The 18,918-nt window shown below is 66.6% G+C and carries 15 protein-coding genes and 2 tRNA genes; 6 read left to right on the top strand and 11 right to left on the bottom strand.

The window, feature by feature from the left end; all coding sequences use genetic code 11:
• Window positions 1-91 precede the first annotated feature (91 nt).
• Window positions 92-1,411 carry a methylenetetrahydrofolate--tRNA-(uracil(54)-C(5))-methyltransferase (FADH(2)-oxidizing) TrmFO gene (gene trmFO, locus CA237_RS03205; protein WP_126012764.1) on the top strand — a complete coding sequence of 440 codons (1,320 nt, stop codon included), beginning with the start codon at window positions 92-94 and terminating at the stop codon, window positions 1,409-1,411.
• On the opposite strand, the gene CA237_RS03200 is transcribed toward trmFO, so the two are convergent.
• Genes CA237_RS03200 through CA237_RS03185 form a run of 4 tightly spaced genes read right to left on the bottom strand, consistent with a single transcriptional unit; the run spans window position 1,408 to window position 5,760 of the window.
• Window positions 1,408-1,659 carry a DUF3325 family protein gene (locus tag CA237_RS03200; protein ID WP_164523816.1) on the bottom strand — a complete coding sequence of 84 codons (252 nt, stop codon included), beginning with the start codon at window positions 1,657-1,659 and terminating at the stop codon, window positions 1,408-1,410. The genes trmFO and CA237_RS03200 overlap by 4 nt on opposite strands.
• Window positions 1,656-3,239 carry a PepSY-associated TM helix domain-containing protein gene (locus CA237_RS03195; protein WP_126012758.1) on the bottom strand — a complete coding sequence of 528 codons (1,584 nt, stop codon included), beginning with the start codon at window positions 3,237-3,239 and terminating at the stop codon, window positions 1,656-1,658. Before CA237_RS03195 ends, CA237_RS03200 begins: the two co-directional genes overlap by 4 nt.
• Complete coding sequence (locus CA237_RS03190; RefSeq protein ID WP_066687809.1) at window positions 3,236-3,550, bottom strand: hypothetical protein; 315 nt, start codon at window positions 3,548-3,550, stop codon at window positions 3,236-3,238. The genes CA237_RS03195 and CA237_RS03190 overlap by 4 nt, the downstream gene beginning before the upstream one ends.
• Window positions 3,547-5,760: a TonB-dependent siderophore receptor gene (locus CA237_RS03185; RefSeq protein WP_241215421.1), complete on the bottom strand. Its 2,214-nt coding sequence runs from the start codon at window positions 5,758-5,760 to the stop codon at window positions 3,547-3,549. The genes CA237_RS03190 and CA237_RS03185 overlap by 4 nt, the downstream gene beginning before the upstream one ends.
• Before the next feature lie 125 nt (window positions 5,761-5,885).
• On the opposite strand from CA237_RS03185, the gene CA237_RS03180 reads away from it, so the two are divergent.
• The gene (locus CA237_RS03180) at window positions 5,886-6,512 is read left to right on the top strand and encodes a DUF4198 domain-containing protein (RefSeq protein ID WP_232307836.1); all 627 of its coding nucleotides are present in this window, start codon (window positions 5,886-5,888) and stop codon (window positions 6,510-6,512) included.
• A gap of 39 nt (window positions 6,513-6,551) precedes the next feature.
• On the opposite strand, the gene CA237_RS03175 is transcribed toward CA237_RS03180, so the two are convergent.
• Together CA237_RS03175 and CA237_RS03170 are read right to left on the bottom strand one after the other, a co-directional pair.
• A complete protein-coding gene (locus CA237_RS03175; RefSeq protein WP_206432940.1) occupies window positions 6,552-8,510 on the bottom strand; it encodes a sialate O-acetylesterase in 1,959 nt (652 codons plus the stop codon).
• 87 nt (window positions 8,511-8,597) lie between these two features.
• The gene (locus CA237_RS03170; protein ID WP_066688122.1) at window positions 8,598-9,347 is read right to left on the bottom strand and encodes a FadR/GntR family transcriptional regulator; all 750 of its coding nucleotides are present in this window, start codon (window positions 9,345-9,347) and stop codon (window positions 8,598-8,600) included.
• Window positions 9,348-9,661: 314 nt separating this feature from the next.
• On the opposite strand from CA237_RS03170, the gene CA237_RS03165 reads away from it, so the two are divergent.
• The 3 genes from CA237_RS03165 to CA237_RS03155 are packed head-to-tail and all read left to right on the top strand — an operon-like array spanning window position 9,662 to window position 14,275.
• Window positions 9,662-11,224 carry a glycoside hydrolase 43 family protein gene (locus CA237_RS03165; RefSeq protein ID WP_126012755.1) on the top strand — a complete coding sequence of 521 codons (1,563 nt, stop codon included), beginning with the start codon at window positions 9,662-9,664 and terminating at the stop codon, window positions 11,222-11,224.
• Between the two features lie 35 nt (window positions 11,225-11,259).
• Window positions 11,260-12,609 carry a glycoside hydrolase family 27 protein gene (locus CA237_RS03160; protein ID WP_241215420.1) on the top strand — a complete coding sequence of 450 codons (1,350 nt, stop codon included), beginning with the start codon at window positions 11,260-11,262 and terminating at the stop codon, window positions 12,607-12,609.
• A 25-nt stretch (window positions 12,610-12,634) separates the two neighbouring features.
• Window positions 12,635-14,275 (top strand): glycoside hydrolase family 43 protein, encoded by a 1,641-nt coding sequence (locus tag CA237_RS03155; RefSeq protein WP_066687806.1) that lies wholly within the window; start codon window positions 12,635-12,637, stop codon window positions 14,273-14,275.
• A 49-nt stretch (window positions 14,276-14,324) separates the two neighbouring features.
• On the opposite strand, the gene CA237_RS03150 is transcribed toward CA237_RS03155, so the two are convergent.
• Window positions 14,325-14,401, bottom strand: a tRNA-Arg gene (locus CA237_RS03150).
• Window positions 14,402-14,537: 136 nt separating this feature from the next.
• Window positions 14,538-14,614 (bottom strand) — tRNA-Arg (locus tag CA237_RS03145).
• An 83-nt stretch (window positions 14,615-14,697) separates the two neighbouring features.
• Here CA237_RS03145 and CA237_RS03140 point away from each other — a divergent pair.
• Window positions 14,698-15,192, top strand: a complete 495-nt coding sequence (locus tag CA237_RS03140; RefSeq protein WP_066687804.1) for a hypothetical protein — start codon at window positions 14,698-14,700, stop codon at window positions 15,190-15,192.
• Here CA237_RS03140 and CA237_RS03135 read toward each other — a convergent pair whose 3' ends face one another.
• The 3 genes from CA237_RS03135 to hemB are packed head-to-tail and all read right to left on the bottom strand — an operon-like array spanning window position 15,193 to window position 18,898.
• Entirely contained in the window at window positions 15,193-17,340 is a 2,148-nt protein-coding gene (locus CA237_RS03135) for a fused MFS/spermidine synthase (RefSeq protein ID WP_126012823.1), read from the bottom strand.
• Window positions 17,341-17,384: 44 nt separating this feature from the next.
• On the bottom strand, window positions 17,385-17,915 hold the full coding sequence (locus tag CA237_RS03130) for a GNAT family N-acetyltransferase (protein WP_066687802.1): 531 nt from the start codon (window positions 17,913-17,915) through the stop codon (window positions 17,385-17,387).
• Window positions 17,912-18,898 (bottom strand): porphobilinogen synthase, encoded by a 987-nt coding sequence (hemB, locus tag CA237_RS03125; RefSeq protein ID WP_126012751.1) that lies wholly within the window; start codon window positions 18,896-18,898, stop codon window positions 17,912-17,914. Before hemB ends, CA237_RS03130 begins: the two co-directional genes overlap by 4 nt.
• Window positions 18,899-18,918 lie beyond the last annotated feature (20 nt).

Here is an 18,918-nt window from a genome sequence, read left to right as displayed (position 1 = left end):
TCATCCCGTCGTGCCGGCACCCCGTCCATAAAACGATGGTCCGCGGCGTACGTTCATTGCCCGTTATCGTTGATCGGCCTAGACGCCTGCCATGCAATATGACGTTCACATCATCGGCGGCGGTCTGGCCGGTTCCGAAGCCGCATGGCAGTTGGCGGAGGCCGGCGCCAAAGTCCGCCTGTCGGAAATGCGTGGCGGCGGCGACAACACGCCGGCGCATCAGGGCGACGACCTGGCCGAACTGGTCTGTTCCAACAGCTTCCGTTCCGACGATGCCGAATCGAATGCGGTCGGGCTGCTGCATGCCGAGATGCGCGCGCTGGGATCGCTCATCATGGCAAAGGGCGACGAGCACAAGGTCCCGGCGGGGTCGGCGCTGGCCGTGGATCGCGACGGCTTCTCGGCGGGGGTAACTGCCGCCCTTGAAGCGCATCCCAACATCACCATCGTCCGCGAACGGGTCGATACCCTACCCGATGCCGGCATGACGATCGTCGCCACCGGCCCACTGACTGCCCCCGCGTTGGCCGGTGATATCGGCGGCGCGACCGGTGCCGAGGCACTCGCCTTCTTCGACGCCATCGCCCCGATCGTCCATTTCGATTCGATCGACATGGAGCAGGCATGGTTCCAGAGCCGCTGGAACAAGGGCGACGGCAAGGATTACATCAACTGCGCGATGAGCCGCGAACAGTATGAAGCGCTCCACGCCGGCCTGCTCGCGGGCGAGAAGGCCGAGTTTCGCGAATGGGAGAATGTCCCCTATTTCGAAGGCTGCATGCCGATCGAGGTCATGGCGGAACGCGGGCTCGACACGCTGCGTTTCGGCCCGATGAAGCCGGTCGGGTTGGATGATCCGCGTACGGGGCGTTGGCCGCATGCTGTTGTTCAACTTCGGCAGGACAATGCTACCGGTACGTTGTGGAACATCGTCGGGTTTCAGACGAAGCTGAAGCATGGCGAGCAGGTGCGGTTGTTCCGGACGATCCCGGGCCTGGAGAATGCCGAGTTCGCGCGGCTGGGCGGGCTGCACCGCAATACCTTTATCCGCTCGCCCGAACTGCTCGACCCGACGCTGCGGTTGAAAACTCGCCCGCATTTGCGTTTTGCGGGACAGATGACGGGGTGCGAGGGCTATGTCGAAAGCGCGGCGGTCGGGCTGATGGCGGGCCGCTTCGCCGCGGCCGAACTGGCGGGCAAGGAACTGGCGCCGCCGCCGGTCGAGACGGCGATTGGCGCGTTGCTGCACCACATCACCGGGGCGGCAGTCGCGGAAACCTATCAGCCGATGAACGTCAATTTCGGGCTGATGCCGCCGATCCCCGGCCGGACCAAGAAAGCCGATCGCAAGAAGATGTATACCGCCCGCGCCCGCGATGCGTTCGGGGAATGGGCGGCGGCGGCGCTCTAACGCTGGGTCAGGTTGAGGGCGAGGAAACTCGCCCCCGCCCCCAGCATCAGCAGCCCGAACCCGCCGATCGCGCCATAGACCGGCCCCCAGGCGGCGAAGGCCGTGACGAAGGTCAGCGCGACCAGCGCCCATCCGCCGCGCCGCCGCCAGGCGATGTCGATGCCTTCCCAGCGATGCTGGTGCCGGTCACTGGCGAGCGCGAGCAGGGAGAATGCGCCGAGCGCGATGAGGAGTGCGAGAGCGATCATTCGGCCGGCGCCAGATTGGAGGAAACGATAGCGGCATTGCGGGCGGGACGCCGCGCCTTCGGGCGATAGCGGTGCACCCGCCATGCGGCGAAGCCGAACCCGGCACCAAGCGCAAGGAAGGTCAGGTCGGCACCGGCCAATGCCCAGTCGCCCGATCCGATGGTCGCAAACAGGCCGGTGGGCAGGGCAACGATGTTGTAGAGCGGCAACGCGATCAGCAGCACCGCCTGCAACGCCAGCAGTTCGACCCATGCCCGTGTCGGCCGCCGTGCCAGCGAGTAGAGGAAGATCGCCGCCCATCCGGCAAACATCGCGTTGATCTCGGCATCGGCACGTGCGGCGAGGCTGGTCGGCAACAGGCGATTGGCCCAGAGATAGATCGTCATCGCCAGCGGAAATCCCGCGACGAAGCCGATGTTTAGCCGCTCGACCACGCGGAAGCCGAAGGGCGGTCGGGCCGCGTTCGGCAGGCGCTCCCGCCGCTTGACCGTCCACAACACCAACCCGCTGGCGACCATCAGCGAGCCGGCGATGCCGCACAGGAAATACAGCCAGCGCATCGGGTAATCGCCGAACCGGCCGGCGTGCAGCCCGACCATCACGCCCTGCGTCTCCACCGCGCCGCCCGGTGGCGGGGCCTGCCACAACATGCGGCCGGTCACACCGCCATAGGCGATGCTGGGGCTGCGCGCCGACAGCATCGACGTGCCCGAACGGGTCAGCGAAATGCGCGCAGCGGCGTCGCCGGGGTTGAGGACGGTGACATAGCCCGTCGTTCCGCCCATGCGACGTTCGGCATCGCGGATCACGCTGACCAGATCGGTCAGCGGCGCGGGGCGCCCCGTCCGCTCGACCGCCGGTGCTTCGGGGAAGACCGCAGCGTACAGCTTTGATTCGTCGCTGTAATTGGCGACGATCGCCCAGGGCATCAGCATCGCGATCAGCGTGACGAGGCCGGTATAGGTGATCATCAGGTGGAACGGCAGCGCGAGGACGGCGGTTGCATTATGCCCGTCCAGCCAGGATCGCTGCCCCTTGCCGCGTCGCAGGGTGAAGAAGTCGCGGAAGATCTTCTTGTGGGTCACGATGCCGGTGAAGATCGCGACCAGCATGAACATCGCGGCGATGCCGACGATCCAGCGGGCCCAGAAGACCGGCATATAATGCAGGTCGAAATGGAAGCGGTAGAAGAAGTCGCCGCCGCGCGTCTCGCGCGCCGTCCCCTCCTGCCCGTCGCTGCCGATAAAGGCGCGGGTGTCACGCCGCCCGCGTCGACGACCTTCCTCGCCGGGCTTGGCCTGCGGCACCCAGAACAGATCGGCACCGGCGCTTTGCGTCGTCGGCACGGTGATGAACCAGCTCTGTGCCTCGGGCGCCTTGCGCGACAGGAACGCGACCGCCCCTTCCACGACCCGATCGCGATCATCGATCCGGCTGAGTTCCGGCCGCGCCCAGCGGTTCAGCGCTTCGCGCCAATAGGCCGACGTACCGGCGACGAACACCGCGAACAGCAGCCAGCCGAGCAGCAGTCCCGACCAGGTATGCAGCGTCGATTGCGACTGGCGAAATCCCTTGCTCATATCCGTCCCCAGACCGCGATCGATCCCCAGCAAATTCCGCCGGCCACTGCCCCCGCGACGACCAACGTCCACAGGGCGCGCCAGCCGCTACGCGCGGCATAGGCCCACATCGCCGCCAGCGCGCACAGGACCAGCGCGATCAACGCAGCGGCGATCGTCGCCTGTACCGGATCACCGGGCAGGATGCGGGCGAGCGCCATCGACCAGAGGCTCGCCACCGCATAGCCGACCGGCAGCGCAGCGATCAGCCGCAACGCGTTGTCGCCGACCCGCCGCCACAGGACATGGCGCACCTGCCCGGCGGCACTCATGGCAAGGTTGCCCGGATGCTGGCGAGCACGGTCCGCAGTGCGCCATAGTAATTGCCTCGTCCGGTCGACGATATGCGGGCGTAATAGCTGCGGTCGAACAGGTTGTTGACGTTGATGGCGAGCGAGAGATTATCGTTGATACGATAGCCGGCCCGGACATCGGCAACGGCATAGGCCCCCTGCCGGACGATGCTGGAGCGCGTGCGCAGCGTGCCGTTGGCATTGTAGAATGCCGGATTTCCGGCCCAGGTCGAATCGAACCACGTCACCCCCGCGCCGATGCTGGCGCCGGCAAGCGGTCCGTCGACCGGTTCGTAGTTGGTGAAGACCTTCACCATATTCTCCGGAATCACCGGCAGCAGGCTCAGGCCCTCCAGCACGGGGTTGGCGTCCTCCAGATATTCGGTCCGGGTATAGCTGTAACCGCCATTGATGCGCCAGCCGGGCAGGATTTCGCCACTCGCCTCCGCCTCCACGCCGCGCGCGCGGACCTTGCCGATCTGATAGACGATCGTGTCGAGGTTGGGATCGTTGAAGACGCGGTTCTTCTGCGTGATCTGGTACACCGCCGCCGACAGCAGCAGGCGCTTGTCCATCAGCGAGAGCTTGCTGCCCGCCTCATACTGTTCGCCGATCAGCGGTTCGAGCGCGCGACCATCCGGACGGATACGCCCGCCGACCGGCGCCTGCGGCGTGAAGCTGTCGGCATAGCTGGCATAGAGGTTGAGGTCGCGGGTGACGTCCCACACCACCCCGGCATAGGGGGTGAAGCGTTCGTCGAAGCTGTAGGTCGAGGGCAGCCCCCGGACCAGTTGCGCCGAGATCAGCATGATCGTGGTGTCCCACCACGTCATGCGGCCGCCGCCGACCAGCGTCAGCCCGGCCAGCGGGCTTAGTCGCAGCTGTCCGTACAGGCCATATTGCTCGACATCGGTCACGCTGCCGTTGACCGCCTTGCCGGTCGCCAGCGTATAGGGATCGAGATCGGGCTCGGTCGGCGATACCGGATCGTACACGTTGATCGTCGCATAGTTCGAACGACGCGCACTGGCCGACGTCGACGTGCTCGCCTGATAGTCCGCGCCGAGGATCAGCGTCTGTTCGCGCCCGAAGGCAGGAAAGCTCCCTACCCCGTTGAAATCGAACGAGCGCGTTTGCATCGTGCTGTCGCCGCGATAGGCAATATGGCTGGTGACGCCGTTGGTTGGCGTGACCGGCTGATTGCCGATATAGCTGTACACGTCGATGCGATCGACGTCGCTCAACAGCCCCGTCGCACGCAGTGTCCAGCGGTCGCTGACGCGGTGGGCCAGTTCGACGAAGCCCGACCAGCTTTCGGAGCGGAAGCGGTTCCAGTCCGCGCCGAGATAGGTCGACCGCGCCACGTCGAGCAGCCGCCCTTCGCTGCCATCCGCGCCGCCGATGATGCCGGGCAGGCCGGACTGGATCGCGGGCTTGAACAGGTCGTAATTGCCGCCGACGGTCAGCGTCGTGTTGTCGCCGATCCGGGTGTCGGCGACACCGAACGCCGCGAAGCGGTAACGGTGCGCCACGTCGAAGAACTGATCCTGATCCTGGACCATCGCGCCCAGACGAATGCCCGACACCGGATCGAGCGGCGTCGAGACATCGACCTCCCCCCGGAAATTCCGGAAGCTGCCATAGCCCGCCAGCGCACTAACGCGACGTTCGTCGAGCGGACGCTTGCGCACCAGGTTGATGCTGCCGGCCGGATTGCCGGCGCCGCTGAACAGCCCCGCCGGGCCGCGCAGCACCTCTACCCGGTCGTAGAGGAAAAGGTCGGGCACCACCGCCGGAAAGCCGAAGGCAAAGGTCGGTACGCCGTCGACCAGATAGTTGTTGATGGTGAAACCGCGAGACAGATAGGACGGGTCCTCGCTGCTGATCCCGGTGATGGTGACGCCGTTGGTGGCGGTCAGCGCGTCTTCCAGCGTGAACAGGTTGCGTTGCTGGATCAGTTCCTGATCGATCACGGTGATGGTGTTCGGCACATCCTTCAGCGGGGTGACCGTCTTGCCAACGGCCTGCCCATAGCTTTTGCCAACGACGATGATCTCCTCACCGCGCTGATCCTCCGCATCGTCCTCTGCCGCCCGTTCGCTCGACACCGGTTCCGCCCATGCCGGCAGCGCGGGAAGACACAGCGCGGCAAGCCCCATCAGCGCGCGCGATCGTACCGAATGCTTCACCCCAACCCCTTTTGCGACTCGCTTTCAATATCGCCATTCTCTATCGGCCCATTTTGGACAAGGCAACGCTATTGCGACCTAATCGCATTATTACTATGCAGATCGGGCAGAACAGGAGAGAATTGATGCGACGTTTGGCCCTGATGATCGCGCTGGTAGCGCCGGCAACGGCGAACGCGCATGAGGTGTGGGTGGAGCGCGACGGCAACGGCCCGGCGCGCATCTATCTGGGTGAACCGGCCGAAGCGATGCCCGCCGGCGGCGATCCGGAGTTCAAGAACCTGACTGCGCCCAAGATCGTGGGTCAGGCCAATGTGCCGCTGGTACGTCGCGCAGGGTATATCGAAGCGGCGGTCGCGCCTGGCGACGTGCGCGTCACCGACGATTCGGTTTTCCAGCCTTGGGGCGAGGCCGGAGCGAAGGAAGGCGTAGTCTATTACGCCCGCGCCGGTCGCAGCGAGACGGGCACGCGCATGACCTATGAGATCGCGCCGTTGTCCGCCGGTGCGAACCGCTTCGCCCTGCTCCACAACGGCAAGCCGGTGGCCAGCGCCAAGATGACGCTGATTGCGCCCGACCGGAAGAGCGTGGAGCTGACCGCCGGTGCCGATGGCGCGGTGGACGTCCCCGTTGCCGGCAAGGGCCGCTATCTGCTGAACAGCGCACAGGTCGAAACCGGCCGCCTGCGGGTCGCGGGCGGCCCGGTCGACAAGCTGCATCACATTGCCACGACCACATTCGTCGTACCGTGATGCGGATGGCGGCGGGGCGCCTGCCCCGCCGCCTACCCGTCAGCGGACCGGCAGCGTGAACGGCGCGGCTGGCAGGTCGGCGCCATCGAACAGGTTGACGAACGGCGCGTCGGACCAGGCATAGCGGATCGTCGTCACCTCCGGCCGGTTGGCACCGGGCAGCACGATCGCGTCGCCCTGTACCATCCCGTCGACGAAGCTGCACATGGTCCCGGCGCACCGTTCGAACCCGATCGCCGAAGCGCCGCCATAGCGTTGCAGCCCGCCGGTCACATTGCGGAAGCGGACGACGATATCGCCGGCTTGCCGCACCGCCTCCACCGCCTCCGGTCCGCTGCGAAAGCCCGGCTGACGATAGGCGACGACACGGGCGAGTCGGGCGAGGCGTTCGCCCACGACCTTCTTCTGCGCCGGGTGGATGTCGAACCGGTCGCCGACGTCCAGCGTCACGCCCAGGCCGGCATGGGCGTCGGCCGCGACCGCCTCCGCCTGTGCCTGGCGCAGCGCCGCCCAGCCCGAATCGACCGGTACGGTCTGCGGCTTGCCAAAGGCGGTCAGCTGCACGACGAAGAAGGGCAGGTCCGGCTGGGCGAAGGTTCGCCGCCAATCCGCCATCAGCGTCGTCAGCAGCCCGCGATAGGCCCTCGCCTCGCCGGCGTTCGATTCCCCCTGATACCATGCGGCGAGCTTCAGCCCGTAGCCGGCGAGCGGAGCGATCATCCCGTTGTAGAGCGTCGTCAGGCTGTTCGGGACTTCCCAAGGCGCGGGCGGCACCTGCACATTCCCGATCCGGCTGCCGATCCGGTAGCGCCACGGACCGTTGAGCGGCACCGTGCCGCCATCGCCAAGGCCGATGGCGCGGTTGCCGGCGTTGGTGATCGCCATCCGCCCGTTCGCGCCGACCACGCGGACCGCGACGACGTTGCGCCCGGCCTTCAGCGTGCCGGACGGAAATTCGTAATTGCGCCAGACCCAGTCGACGCTGCCGCCGCCGACATAGCGGCCGTTGATATAGGTTTCGTCGAACTTGCCGATCGGTCCCAGCTGGATCCGCCGGGCCGCCGCGGCCTGTTCGGGCGTCAGGTCGATGGTCGTGCGCAACCACACGACGCCTTCAAGGCCGGCGCGGTCGGCCGCGGGCAGTTGCCCGTCATCCGCGGGAAGCGTCGCCCAGCCGCTATCGTCGAACGTTGCAGCGCGGAACGCCCGCTCCTTCTTTGCCGCCGGATCGAACCCATCCCAGATCGCCTCCCGCCGGGCGCCCTCCCGCGCGACCGCCGCCGCCGGATCGGAGCCGAAGGTCGCCACGCTCGCCAGCCGGTCGGCAAAGCCCGGCAGCTTGCCGAGCGACGGCGCGCTGATCCAGCTTTCGATCCGCGTGCCGCCCCATTCGGAGGCGATGAAGCCCATCGGCACCTGTTCGGTCGTACGCAGCGATCGGGCCATGAAATAGCAGACTGCCGACGCATCGCTGACGGTTTCCGGCGACACCGCCTTCCACTGCGCCCGCGCAGGCAGTTCGGCGGCGGGTGCCGGCACGCTGACGTCCGGAATGGTGGTGAAGCGCAACTGGGCGTCGTTCGCCGACGGAATGACCTCCAGCCCAGTCGCATGACTAACCTGGAATTCCATGTTCGACTGGCCACCGCACAGGAAGACGTCGCCGACCAGCACGTCGGACAGCTGCTGCGCCGGTGCACCCGCCGTCCCGCCGACGCTCAGCGTATAAGGACCGCCCGCGTGCATCGCCGGCAAGGTCGCACGCCACTTGCCGTCCTTGGCGGCGACGGCAGTGACGCTGCGATCGGCCAGTCGGACGGTCACTTTTTCGCCCGGCGTGGCATCGCCCCAGACCGTGATCGGCCGATCACGCTGCAGGACGGCATGATCGCCGAAGATATTCGCCAAGCTGGGCGCGGTTGCCTGCGCCCATGCCGGCGCGCTTCCCGCCAGCAACGCGGCCGTCAGACCCGCCGCCCATCCCATGACCGAACGCATAGCCTCTCCCCGATTCGCGTGTGAGCGCTACCATGGCAAAGGCCGCGAAGCTGCGCCAGCCACCGCGCGTACGGATCGGGTCGGCGATCAGCCCATCGCCGAGCGGGTATCCTCCAGCGCCAGCGTCACCAGAGCGTTCATCGCGTCTTCCGCCGCCCGTGCGTCGCCCGCCACGATGGCGTCGAACACCCGCGCGTGATCGGGGACCGGGTCGCGCGGCAGCGCGCGCTGCCGCTGTTTGAACTGCGTCGTCCAGTTCACTGCCGCGCCGATACTGGCGCTCAGCGCCACGAACGTCTCGTTATGGGTGGCGAAGATCAGCGCATCGTGGAAATCGCGGTCCGCCGCCCGACCGGCTTCGGTCGCGAGGGTATGGCGACGCATGCCGGCCAGCGCAGTCTTCAGCGCCTTGATGTCGTCCTTGTCACGCCGTTCGGCCGCCAGTCGCGCCACCGCCGGCTCGACGACCGAGCGCAGTTCGAACAGCCCGCGGACAAAGGCGATGTTCGGTTCCCCCTCGAACGCCCACGCCAAGACCATCGGGTCGAGGAAGTTCCAGCGGCGGCGCGGCAGGACGCGGGTGCCGATCTTCGGACGGCTTTCGACTAGCCCCTTGGCGGTCAGCACCTGCACCGCCTCGCGATAGGCGCTGCGCGACACGTCGAGCGCCTCGGCATTGGCAACTTCGCCGGTCAGCAATTCCCCCGGCGCGATCCGGCCGGACACGATTGCCGTGCCGAGATAATGCGCGACTGCCCCGCGGAGGCGTCGCCCCGATCCCTTGCGCGACGATCCGGCGTGATCGCCCAACGCACCGGTCGTCTCGGCGGCGACGATGTCTTCTTCCTCCAATGCGCTGTCCGTGTTCACGTCGTTTCCTTCGTCCTCGGCTTCGATCCGCATCGAGCACCCGATGTCGCCATCGTATTGTATAACCAATATTGAGCGGGCATTTGCGCGCGCCAGTGAAGCGATACGCTAGGCACGGCGGGAGCCGTCGTCAAACCGTGCTTCGATGCTCCACCGGGACGAACTTGCCCGATGGCCGGGGCAGACGACCAAGCGCTGTGGATAATAGCCGTTGACCGCAATTTCTTCCATCAATACCCAGACTAATAGCGGGCAAACAGACACCGTCGTCAGGAGAGAAGATGCGGGGCGGGACGATGACGGGCGTGGCCGTGCTGGCCATGGCATTGGCGGCGGGCGGCCCCGCTTCGGCGCAGGTCTGGCGATCGGACCAGGGCGATGGCACCTATCGCAACCCGTTGCTGTTCGCCGATTATCCGGATCCCGACATCATCCGGGTCGGCAGCGATTATTACTTCGTCACGACGACCTTTGCCAACGCGCCGGGGCTGACGCTGCTGCATTCGAAGGACCTCGTAAACTGGCGGCTGTTCAGCCATGTCGTGCCCCGGCTGGACGATCGTCCCGATTATCGGCTGGACAATGGCAAAGACGCCTATCGGCGGGGACTGTTCGCCGCCAGCCTGCGGTATCACGATGGGACGTTCTATGTGGCCGTGACGCCGGTCGGGCAGAACACGCGCATCTATCGTTCGCGCGATCCACGCGGCCCATGGGTGATGAACGAACTGGACCGGGAGGCATTCGACCCCGGCCTTTTCATCGAACCCGATGGCACCGCCTATATCGCGACCGCGATCGGTTCGGACGGCACCATCCGCCTGCTGAAGCTCGACCCCGGCCTGCGTCGCGTCGTCGACGACCGCAAGGTTCATTACAACGCCGGGGCCGAGGGGTCGAAGATCATCCGGCGCGGGCAATATTATTATCTGTTCAACGCGATCCCCCGGCGGCTGGGGCTGACCGTGTCGCGCGCCCACAGCCTGTACGGCCCATGGGAAACCCGGCCGCAGGTCGACGATCGCAGCGGCGGGCATCAGGGGGCGCTGGTCGATACCGCCGACGGCAAATGGGTCGGGTTCGTCATGCTCGACGCCGGGTCGATCGGACGGACGACGAACCTCAGTCCCGTCTTCTGGCAGGACGACTGGCCGGTCTGGGGCACGCCCGACGCACCGGGCCGCGTGCCGGAGCGGGCGGCCAAGCCGATTGCGGGGTTCCCCTTTGCCGAACCGGCGACGTCCGACGACTTTTCCTCGGCGAAACTGGGGCAGCAATGGCAATGGAACCATAATCCTGACGACACACGCTGGTCGCTGACCCAGCGGCCCGGCTTCCTTCGGCTGCGCCCGACCCGGGCGGACGGCCTCTGGCGGGCGCGCAACACGCTGACGCAGAAGGCGCAGGGTCCGCGCAGCCGGGCGGAGGTGAAGCTGGACATTAGCGGTATCGCGGCCGGCGACCGCTGCGGCTTCGGGACGTTCGGCCAATATAGCGCGACACTCGCCGTCAGCCGCGACGATCGCGGTGCCGCCCGGCTGGCGATGGACGTGATCGAAAGTACCGAGACGGGGCCGGTGGTCAAGGATCGGGCACCGCCGATAGCCTTTGCCGGGTCGACCCTGTGGATCGGTCTCGACCTCGATTTCACTACCGACCAAGGCCGTCTGTCGTACAGTCGCGACGGGAAGCGTTGGGTGGCGGCGGGCGGGGCGTTCCCCCTCGCCTTCGCGTGGCGGACCGGCACCTTCCAGGGGCAGCAGATGGTACTGTCCTGCTACAACGCCAAGCCGGGTAACGGCTATCTCGACATCGACCGCTTCACGCTGCGCGCGGCGCGGTGAGCGACTTCCTTCCACGACTGACCGGAGCAACCGACGTGGCATCAGACATTACCCGCCGCAGCCTTCTCGTCGGCGCCGCCACCGTTCCGGTTCTCGCCGGGTCCGTCGGCGCGACGGCAGCGCCCCGGGAGAAGCCGAAGCTGGCGCAGACACCGCCGATGGGCTGGAACAGCTGGAACAGCTTCGCGACGACCATCACCGAAGCGCAGGCGATGGAAACCGCCACGATCATGCGCGACCGGTTGTTGCCGGCGGGCTATTCGATCTTCACCATCGACATCCAGTGGTACGAACCGGGTGCGACCGGCTATGCCTATCGCGCGGATGCAGTGCCGGTGCTGGATGCGTATGGCCGGCTGCAACCCGATCCCAAGCGCTTCCCGTCCGCAGCCGATGGCCGGGGCTTTCGATCGATCGCCGACCGGGTGCACGCGATGGGGCTGCAATTCGGCATCCATTTGATGCGCGGCATCCCGCGCGAAGCGGTACGGCGCAACCTCCCGATCCTGGGCACCCGGTATCGCGCGCAGGACATTGCCGACCAAACCAGTATCTGTTCGTGGAACAGCGACATGTACGGCGTCGACATGCGCCATCCCGCTGCGCAGGCCTATTACGACAGCGTGTTCGCGCAATATGCCGACTGGGGCGTCGATCTGGTCAAAATGGACGATATGAGCCGTCCCTATGACTCGCACGCGCCGGAGATCGAGGGGGCGGCAAAGGCGATCGGCCGTTCCGGCCGCCCGATCCTGCTGAGCCTGTCGCCGGGCGAAACCCCGCTCGCCAGTGCCGACCATGTCTGGGCGCATGCGCAGATGTGGCGGATCAGCGACGATTTCCGGGACGAATGGCCACTGCTCGACGCGCAGTTCGTCCGCCTGGAGAATTGGCAGCGTTTCGCGGGGCCCGGGGGCTGGCCCGATGCCGACATGCTGCCGCTCGGCCGACTGGCACTAGGGCAGCGCGACACCAAGTTCACGCCGGCCGAACAGCGTACGCTGATGACGCTGTGGTCGATTGCCCGGTCGCCGCTCATCATGGGCGGCGACCTGCGCCATCTCGACGCGGCCACGCTCGACCTGCTGACCAATCCGGAGGTCATCGCCGTCAACCAGAGCAGTTCGGCCAACCGCCCCCTGCATGTCCAGGACGGCATGCGCGCCTGGACCGCACGCAGTCCAACCGGGTCGACCTATCTCGCGCTGTTCAATCCGGGCGACAAGCCGTCGCGGCCGGGCGTCGACCTGCGCTGGCTCGACCTGCGCGAGTCGGTGCGGGTGCGCGACCTGTGGGCCCGGCGGGACATCGGGACGGTTGCCGACCGGGTCGAGGCCGACGTGCCGCCGCATGGCGCCGCGCTGTTCCGCCTTGACCGCGCCTGAACTCCTGCCAACGAAAGAGCGATCGATGTTCCGCACCCTGATGACCGGCCTGCTGCTGACCGCTAGCATCGGCACCGCCATGGCCGAGCCAGCCCGGTTCAGCCGCTTCACCTATGACGGCCGCAGCGTCGAGCGCGCCACGCCGGGTCCGAACCAGTATCGCAACCCGATCCTGTCGGGCTATTATCCCGATCCGTCGGTGATCCGGGTGGGCGACGACTATTATCTCGCTTTGTCGTCCTTCGCCCATTATCCAGGCCTGCCGATCTTCCATTCGCGCGACCTGGTGAACTGGACGCAGATCGCCAACGCGATCGACCGGCCCGAACAGCTGGATTTCAGCGGGCGGCGGGTGTCCGAAGCGGTCTTCGCACCGGACATCAGCTACCACGATGGCACCTTTTACATCGTCAACACCTGCGTCCAGTGTCGCGGCAACTTCGTCATCACCGCCAAGGACCCTAAGGGCCCGTGGTCGAACCCGATTTGGCTGCCGTTCGAGGGCATCGACCCATCGATCTATTGGGAGAACGACCGAGCCTATATCGTCAACAACCGCGCACCGAACGAACCGCCGCGCTATGACGGCCACCGTGCGATCTGGATCCAGGAATATGACTGGCGCGCGGGCAAGATGGTGGGTGAATCGACCCAACTCATCAATGGCGGCGTCGACCTGTCGAAGAAGCCGGTGTGGATCGAAGGACCGCATATCTTCCGGAAGGACGGCTGGTATTATCTGACCGCGGCCGAAGGCGGGACGAGCGTCAATCATTCGCAGGTCGTGTTCCGGTCGAAGGAACTGCGTGGGCCGTTCGTGCCGTGGAGCGGCAATCCGATCCTGACGCAGCGCGACCTGCCGAACGATCGCGCCGACCCGATCTCGGCAGCGGGCCATGCGGAGCTGGTGCAGACGCAGAATGGCGACTGGTGGGCGACCTTCCTCGCGGTGCGACCGTATGGCGACGACTATTATAATATCGGGCGCGAGACGTTCCTGCTGCCGGTAACGTGGAAGGATGGCTGGCCGACGATCCTGCCTGCCGGACAGCGCGTACCGTTCGTCGCCGATCGCCCCAAACTGCCGAGCCAGCCTGCGCCGAAGCTGCCGACCAGCGGCGATTTCGGCTATGTCGACGAGTTCGATGGTTCGAAGCTCGCGATGCAGTGGATCGGCGTCCGCACGCCCAAGGCCCCCGTCTATCGCCTTGCCGGCGGCGACCTGCTGATCGATGGCGGTGCGGCGATCGGCGACCAGAATGGCGTGCCCGGCTTTGTCGGACGGCGTCAGCAGCATCATATCGCGACGATGGCGACGACCGTCCGCTTCTCGCCGCGTCGGGACGGCGACCGCGCCGGGCTGGTCGCGATGCAGAGCGACGAAAGCTATCTGTTCTTCGGCATTACCCGCCTCGCCGGCAAGCCGGTGATCGCGCTCTACACCCGCGCCAAGGGCACCGAGCAGCTGGTGGCGAGCGCACCGCTTACCGGCACGGGTCCCGTCACGCTGACGCTGCGCGCGGATCGCGGGACGATGGCGGTCGATTATGCAATCGGTGGCAAGCGCACTACGCTGGTCAAGGATGTCGATATCCGCTTCCTCAGCACGCGCATGGCGGGAGGGTTCACGGGTACGGTCGTCGGCCCCTACGCCTACCAACGATAAGCCGACAAAGAAAACCCCGCCAAGTCGCATGACCTGGCGGGGTTTTCCATGGCGCACCCGGAACGATTCGAACGTCCGACCCTCAGATTCGTAGTCTGATGCTCTATCCAGCTGAGCTACGGGTGCCCGGTGGAGGCCGCCTGTTAGAGAGGCTTTTCCGGTCTGGCAAGTCGGTTCGGCAGGGAAATTTCATGCCGCCGAACGTCATGCCGTCCGGACAAAGAAAACCCCGCCAAGTCGCATGACATGGCGGGGTTTTCCATGGCGCACCCGGAACGATTCGAACGTCCGACCCTCAGATTCGTAGTCTGATGCTCTATCCAGCTGAGCTACGGGTGCCCGGTGGAGGTCGCCTGCTACAGGCCACCTCCCCGGCTGGCAACCCCGTTGTGTCAATTTTTTTGCATGGGTATCGGTGGGCCATGACCCGCTCCGCGATCCCGCTCGTCCTGCCCGCCGCCCTGTTGTCGGCCTGCGCCGCGCCGGCGGGGGATTATCCCTCGCTGCTGCCGCGCCCGATCGAAAAGATCAGCCTGGCCGAACCGGTTCGCCCGGTCCCGGTGGCGACGCCCGACGCCGCGCTCGACGCCAAGATCGCGACGCTGACCCGCGAGGTCACCGGCGCGAAAAGCGCCTTCGATGCGGCGGCGGCCCGGGTAGGGAAGACCGTCAATGCCGCCGCGGGCACCGCGGAGGGCAGCGAGCGCTGGCTGGGCGCGCAGGTGGCGCTCGCCGAACTGGACGTCGCACGGACGGCGATCGACGTGCCGCTGGCCGAACTCGAACGCCTAGCGATCGATCGGGCGGCGGCCGGCGCCCCGCCCTACCCGGCGCTTGATGCCGCACTGGCCAAGGCGAACGCCGCCTCGACCGAACAGCGCGCCACCATTGCGTCGCTCAACGCACGCCTCAAATAACTATTGCAGCGCGCGCAGGACCGGCAGGATCGACGCATAGTCGTCGGTCCATGGCGCGGTGTCGGTCACTGGCAACGGTTCCCAATCCCCACCCGACGTCAGCAGCGTGCCCAGCACTTCCGGATCGCGGGTCAGCGCGATCCACAGCGAACCGGTTTCGGCCGGGTCGGATGATTTGGGCTGATAGGGCAGCTGCGCCGCCATCCATCCACCCGCCGTCCGCGCGACGACCGGGCCCAGGTCGAGATAGCGGTTCGACACATGGACCAGCAGCAGCCCGCGCCGCCCGAGCACCCGGCCGTAAGTCTCGAACGCCTCGCGCGTCATCAGGTGCATCGGCACGGCGTCGGACGAAAAGGCGTCGAGCGCCAGCAGGTCGAGGTTGCCTGCCGGCTCCTGCGATAGGCTCAACCGCGCGTCGCCGACTACGATCTGCGCACTGGGTGCACAACGCCGCAGGAAGGTGAAGGCACCGGAGTCGCGCGCAATCCGCACTACGACCGGATCGATCTCATAGAAGCGCCAATGCTGTCCCGGCTGCGCATAGCAGGCGAGCGTCCCGGTCCCGAGGCCGACAATGCCGATCCGCGCCGCCGGGCCGTAGAGCGACGGGGCCGCGCGCAACGCCTCACCCACGCCCGAGCCCCGCACATAATAGGTCGTCGGCGTCCGTTCCCGCTCCGGCGACCCGGTCAGCTGGATACCGTGCAGCGTCGTGCCGTGCTGGAGTTCGTTGACGCCTTGCCCCCGCATGATCGTGTAGACGCCGAAATAGCTCCGCGTTCGCGCACCCGGCTCCAGCGACAACGCGATCGCGCGATAGCCGCCGAACAGGAACAGCGCGGCGGCAAGCGCGAAGACGAACGGCGCGCGCGCACCGATTGCGAACAGTCCGACCGCGACGATCCCGAAAAACGCGACCGCATCGGGCTTGGCGCCGAGCATCCCGCCGGGATTGGTCATACCCATGGCGACCAGCACGCCGATGATCAGGATCACCGCGACGCGCAGCTTCACCCCGCCCGTTTCCCACAGACGCTGGGTCGCCGGCAGCAGAAACGGCAGCGGCGCGAGCATGCCCGCGGCCAGGATCAGCAGCGGATATTCATAGGTCCAGTCGAACAGGACCGGCGCGATCAGCCCGGCGAATACCCCGCCCAACGCCCCGCCGACCGACATGGCGAGATAGAAGCCAGTCAACCGACCCGGCGCCGGCCGCAACGCATACATGTGCGCATGGAGCGTGACCGAGACCGCAAACAGCAGCATCAGCGCGGCCAGTGCACTGAGCAGCGGAAAGTCGTGATGCCCGCCGATCATCATCCCGCCGAACACGAGGATCGTGATCGGTGCGTAGCGAGCGATTGCATCGGCCAGCCCCCGCCGCGCGGCGAACGCCACGGTGAAGCTGAGCAGATACGGCCCCAGCGGCAATACCCACAGCAACGGCACTGCCACGATGTCGGTCGTCAGGAAGGTCGAGGTCGCGAGCATCAGTCCCGACGGCACCAGCGCCAGCACGATCCAGTGCAGCACGCGCCGCGTGCCCGGTGCTTCGCCCTTGTCCAGCGGGACCGCCTGTTCACGGCGATGCGGCAACAGCCATCCGCAGCCGATCACCAGTACGAACAGCAGCACATAGCCGATGCTCCAGCCCCAGCTCTGCGCCCGAACCGGCAGCAGAGGTTCGACCAGCAGCGGATAGGCCAGCAGCCCGGCAAAGCTGCCGACATTCGACGCGGCATAGAGCGCATAGGGGTCGCGGCCGGGACAGACAAAGGCGAACCAGCGTTGCAGCAGCGGCGCCTGTGCCGACACGGCGAAGAACAGCGGGCCGATCGAGGCGGTCAGCAGCCACGGCGTCCACAGCGCCGGTTCTACCCCGGTCGGCGTCGGAGTCGAATTGACTCCGATCGGCAACCACACCGCCGCGCAGAGCAGGACGAGAATATGCACCGCCGCCTGCGCCTTGGGCATCAGCTTGCCGAGCAGATGGGCATAGGCATAGCCGCCGAGCAGCAGCGCCTGGTACACCAGCATCGCCGAATTCCACACCGCCGGCGCGCCGCCCAGCTGCGGCAACGCCATGCGCGCGACCATCGGCTGCACGAGGAACAGCAGGAACGATCCGGCGAGGATCGTGGTCATGAAGATCCAGCGGATTGGCCAGCCGGCGGTCCGGTCGGGTATCGTCACGGACGCGTCTTCCAATAGGTGATGTGGCGTTTCAACGGGCTGTCATCGGCGACGACCGGATGATCGAAATCCTCCTGCGGCGAACGGGTCATGCCGATCCGCTCCATCAACCCCCAGCTACGCGTGTTGGCAAGGACGGTGATCGCGCCGATCCGTTCGACCGGCAGATTGGCGAACCCCCAGGCAAGCGACGCTTCCGCCGCCTCACGCGCATAGCCCCGCCCCCAATGTTCCTTGCCGAACCGCCAGCCGATCTCGACCGAACCCTCCAGCGGCGTCCCCTCGGCACCCGGCTTCAACCCGCAAAAGCCCAGCATCCGACCGCTCGAACGGTCTTCGGCGACCCAGAAGCAGAAGCCGTGGCTCGCCATGTAGCCGTCCTGCCGCGCAATGGCGGCATCCACTTCCTCGCGGCTGAGCAGCGCCGGAAAATAGCGCATGACGTCCGGATCGGCGCAATGGGCGTAGAAGGTTTCGCGGTCACGGTCCTGCCACCGCCGCAGGACCAGTCGCCCGGTGTCGATCATGCGCCCAGCAGCCGGGCGGCATGGGCGGCATGATAGGTCAGCACCCCCGAACAGCCGGCACGCTTAAACGCCAGCAGTGTCTCCAGCACCATCGCATCGCGATCCGCCACGCCTGCCGCCACGCCGGCCTCGATCAGCGCATATTCGCCCGATACCTGATATGCGAACACTGGGACTTCGAACGCCGCCTTCACGCGGGTGATGATGTCGAGATAGGGTAGCCCCGGTTTCACCATCACGCTGTCGGCGCCCTCGGCCAGGTCGAGCGCGACCTCGCGCAACGCTTCCTCGCTATTGGCCGGGTCCATCTGATAGGTCTTCTTGTCGCCCTTCAGCAGGCCATGGGTCCCGACCGCATCGCGGAACGGGCCGTAGAAGGCGCTGGCGTACTTGGCGGCGTAAGCCATTATCTGCACATTGGGATGGCCACCGCTTTCCAGCGCGTCGCGGATCGCGGCGACGCGGCCGTCCATCATGTCGGACGGCGCGACGATATCGCTGCCCGCCTCCGCCTGCACCAGCGCCTGCCGGACCAGCGCCTCCGACGTCACGTCGTTCAGCACATATCCCGATGCATCGACGATGCCGTCATGCCCATGCGAGGTGTAGGGGTCGAGCGCGACGTCGGTCAGCACGCCGACCTCCGGCACCGCATCCTTGATCGCCCGGATCGCGCGGCACATCAGATTGTCGGGATTGAACGCCTCCGCCCCATCGTCGCTACGAAGTTCGCGCGGCGTGTTCGGGAACAGCGCGACGACCGGAATGCCCAGATCGCGAGCTTCACGGGCACGATCGACAATGCCCGACAGGTTCCAGCGCGATACGCCGGGCAGCGCCTTGACCGGCTCCCCCTCACCCTCGGTCACGAACAGTGGCCAGATCAGGTCGGCGGGCGTCAGCAGGGTTTCGGCGTGGAGGCGGCGGCTCCATGCGGTGGCGCGGGTGCGGCGCAGGCGGAGCGCGGGATAAGCAGCGGACATGGCGCGACTTGTGGGCCATG

The sequence above is a fragment of the Sphingomonas sp. ABOLH genome (assembly GCF_003951715.1).
GTDB classification, from domain to species: Bacteria; Pseudomonadota; Alphaproteobacteria; order Sphingomonadales; family Sphingomonadaceae; genus Sphingomonas; species Sphingomonas hankookensis_A.
Note: the sequence above shows the minus strand (reverse complement) of the source record. Positions and strands in the feature narration are given on the sequence as shown.

Excerpts from the sequence above, each read along its gene's own strand:
- trmFO (WP_126012764.1), top strand. The coding sequence starts at position 92 with ATGCAATATGACGTTCACATCATCGGCGGCGGTCTGGCCGGTTCCGAA.
- CA237_RS03200 (WP_164523816.1), bottom strand. The coding sequence starts at position 1,659 with ATGATCGCTCTCGCACTCCTCATCGCGCTCGGCGCATTCTCCCTGCTC.
- CA237_RS03195 (WP_126012758.1), bottom strand. The coding sequence starts at position 3,239 with ATGAGCAAGGGATTTCGCCAGTCGCAATCGACGCTGCATACCTGGTCG.
- CA237_RS03190 (WP_066687809.1), bottom strand. The coding sequence starts at position 3,550 with ATGAGTGCCGCCGGGCAGGTGCGCCATGTCCTGTGGCGGCGGGTCGGC.
- CA237_RS03180 (WP_232307836.1), top strand. The coding sequence starts at position 5,886 with ATGCGACGTTTGGCCCTGATGATCGCGCTGGTAGCGCCGGCAACGGCG.
- CA237_RS03175 (WP_206432940.1), bottom strand. The coding sequence starts at position 8,510 with ATGCGTTCGGTCATGGGATGGGCGGCGGGTCTGACGGCCGCGTTGCTG.
- CA237_RS03165 (WP_126012755.1), top strand. The coding sequence starts at position 9,662 with ATGCGGGGCGGGACGATGACGGGCGTGGCCGTGCTGGCCATGGCATTG.
- CA237_RS03155 (WP_066687806.1), top strand. The coding sequence starts at position 12,635 with ATGTTCCGCACCCTGATGACCGGCCTGCTGCTGACCGCTAGCATCGGC.
- CA237_RS03140 (WP_066687804.1), top strand. The coding sequence starts at position 14,698 with ATGACCCGCTCCGCGATCCCGCTCGTCCTGCCCGCCGCCCTGTTGTCG.
- CA237_RS03135 (WP_126012823.1), bottom strand. The coding sequence starts at position 17,340 with ATGACCACGATCCTCGCCGGATCGTTCCTGCTGTTCCTCGTGCAGCCG.
- CA237_RS03130 (WP_066687802.1), bottom strand. The coding sequence starts at position 17,915 with ATGATCGACACCGGGCGACTGGTCCTGCGGCGGTGGCAGGACCGTGAC.
- hemB (WP_126012751.1), bottom strand. The coding sequence starts at position 18,898 with ATGTCCGCTGCTTATCCCGCGCTCCGCCTGCGCCGCACCCGCGCCACC.